Origin of the sequence: Kitasatospora sp. NPDC059599, from assembly GCF_042735125.1 — a bacterium.
Taxonomy (GTDB): Bacteria; Actinomycetota; Actinomycetes; order Streptomycetales; family Streptomycetaceae; genus Kitasatospora.
Window position 1 is genome coordinate 1 of the sequence record NZ_JBHWCL010000291.1, and the last position, 2,672, is coordinate 2,672.

A 2,672-nucleotide genomic window follows, 5' to 3' on the forward strand; every position below is an offset into this window, starting at 1 on the left:
GTGCGCGGCGGGGGCACGGGGAACCCCGCCGCGCACGGCGCACCACCCGCCCGCCACGGCGCCCGCGCCTCCGCTCCTCCCCGCACGCCCGACCCGCGGCCCCGGCACCGGCACCGGCTCCGCCCCCCGGTTCTCCCCCACACCCCCGCCCGGGCCCCGGTCCTGGTCCCCGGCACCGGCTCCGCCGGGCGTGCCGCCCACCCGCTGCGGCGCCCGGCAGCCCACCACACCCCGCCGGACGGAGCCCGCCCCCGTCCGCCCCTCCCGCTTCCCCCCCGCCTTCCCCTTTCTCCCGATGCGCCCCGGCCCCCGCCCCCGAGGACCCGCCGGGCGCAGCGCTCCCGTACGGCGCACCTCTCCTCACACCGCAACCGCCCACCCGCACCCGCACCCGCGACACCGGCCCGGGGCGGGCCCGCATCCGCCGCCCCCTCTCTCCCACCCCTGGCGTCCCTGCCACGGCCCCGCGCCCATGCCCCAGTCCGGGCGTCCCTGTCACGGCCCGGCCCGGCCCGGCGAGCGCGACCGTCCGTTCCCGCGCCGGCGGGCGCACCGTCCTGCCGTACGGCGCCCCGGCGGTTTGCCGCACCCCGCCGGACAGGGCCGTCCCGCGCCCGCCCGGCCCCTCTCCCCCCGCCTTCCCCGTTCTGCCGCCGCGCCCCGGCCCCCGCCCCCGAGGACCCGCCGGGCGCAGCGCTCCCGTACGGCGCACCTCCCCTCGCACCGCAACCGCCCACCCGCATCCGCGACACCGGCCCGGGGCGGGCCCGCATCCGCCGCCCCCTCTCCCCCACCCCGGCGTCCCTGCCACGGCCCCGCGCCCATGCCCCAGTCCCGGCGTACCTGCCACGGCCCGGCAACCGCGACCGTCCGTTCCCGCGCCCGCCCGGTCCCTCTCCCTCCGCCTTCCCCGTTCTGCCGCCGCGCCCCGCCGGACAGGGCCGTCCCGCGCCCGCCCGGTCCCTCTCCCTCCGCCTTCCCCTTTCTCCCGCCGCGCCCCGGCCCCCGCCCCGAGGACCCGCCGGGCGCAGCGCTCCCGTACGGCGCACCTCCCCTCGCACCGCAACCGCCCACCCGCATCCGCGACACCGGCCCGGGGCGGGCCCGCATCCGCCGCCCCCTCTCCCCCACCCCGGCGTCCCTGCCACGGCCCCGCGCCCATGCCCCAGTCCCGGCGTACCTGCCACGGCCCGGCAACCGCGACCGTCCGTTCCCGCGCCCGCCCGGTCCCTCTCCCTCCGCCTTCCCCGTTCTGCCGCCGCGCCCCGCCGGACAGGGCCGTCCCGCGCCCGCCCGGTCCCTCTCCCTCCGCCTTCCCCTTTCTCCCGCCGCGCCCCGGCCCCCGCCCCGAGGACCCGCCGGGCGCAGCGCTCCCGTACGGCGCACCTCCCCTCGCACCGCAACCGCCCACCCGCAACCACCGACCCGCATCCGCGACACCGGCCCGGGGCGGGCCCGCACCCGCCGCCCCCTCTCCCCCACCCCGGCGTCCCTGCCACGGCCACGGCCCGGCCCGGCGACCGCGACCGTCCGGTCCCGCGCCGGCGGGCGCACCGTCCTGCCGTACGGCGCCCCGGCGGTTTGCCGCGCCCCGCCGGGCGGGGCCGTCCAGCGCCCGCCCGGCCCCTCTCCCCTGTCCTGCGCCGCTGCCCCGCGCCCTTGCCTCCGGGGCCCGTGCCGGCGGGCGCGGGGCCTGGCGGCGGTGTTGCGCGATCTCCGTGGGCGTGTTGCGGAGGTGTTGCGGTGGGCGTGGCAGATGGGTCGGGCGTAGTAGCGTCGGGGCGTGAAGTCGCGCACGCGGCGCGGTTTTTGACCATTGGACGGACGGGGGTCGAGCGTTGGGAAGGGGTGGTGGGTGTGGGACGGGCACGCGTGGCGGCGCGAATGATCGAGCACCCTGGCGTGGAGGACGTGAGCGTCCAGCAGGTGCTGGAGGCGCTCTCTGATCCGGCCCGCAGGTCGGTGGTGCGCACGCTGGCGCACTCGATGGCCGACCTGAGTTGCGGTTCCTTCGACTTGCCGGTGGGGCGTTCGACCTCCAGCCACCACTTCAGTGTGCTGCGCGAGGCGGGGCTGCTGCGCCAGTACTACGTGGGTACGACCAAGATGAATGCGCTGCGCAGCGAGGAGCTGGAGCGCCGTTTCCCGGGGCTGTTGTCGGCGGTGGTGGCCGCGGCGGACGCGGAGGTGCGCGCGGGCGCCCCATCCCGGCCGACATGACGGCCAATCACGGCCGGTGACGGCCGGTCGGTCGGTGACGGCCCCGGTCAGCCGGTGACGGTGGCGGTGGCGGTGGCGGTGGCGGTGGCGGTGGGGACGATCTCGCCGGTCCGGGTGCCGGTCTCCGGGCAGCGGTGGGCCTCGGCGATGGTGTCGAGGCCCACGGGGACGCGGTCGGCGGCGGGGCGAGGGTGCCGTCGGCCGGGCCGGCGGTGACGAAGGCGAGGGCGCGGCACGGGCGTTCGTCGTCGCGGGTGACTTCGAAGGCATCTCGTCCGGGCTTGCGGGCTGCTCCCGTGACGATCCTGGAGCGCCTGGTACCGGACGGGTCGTGGGAGCTGTTCCGGCCGGTGGCGCCGGCGGCGGCGGGGGGGGGGCGCGGCCCCGGGGGGGGGGGGGGGGCGGGGGCGGGGGGCGGCGGTGGGGGGGGGGGGGGGGGGCAGGGCGGCGCC

1 protein-coding gene is annotated in these 2,672 nt (G+C 80.3%); it reads left to right on the plus strand.

All coding sequences use genetic code 11. The features are described from left to right. The first annotated feature begins 1,884 nt into the window (after positions 1 to 1,884). Entirely contained in the window at positions 1,885 to 2,220 is a 336-nt protein-coding gene (locus ACFV04_RS43590) for a transcriptional regulator (protein WP_360262718.1), read from the plus strand. The last annotated feature ends 452 nt before the right edge of the window (positions 2,221 to 2,672 follow it).

Excerpts from the sequence above, each read along its gene's own strand:
- ACFV04_RS43590 (WP_360262718.1), top strand. The coding sequence starts at position 1,885 with ATGATCGAGCACCCTGGCGTGGAGGACGTGAGCGTCCAGCAGGTGCTG.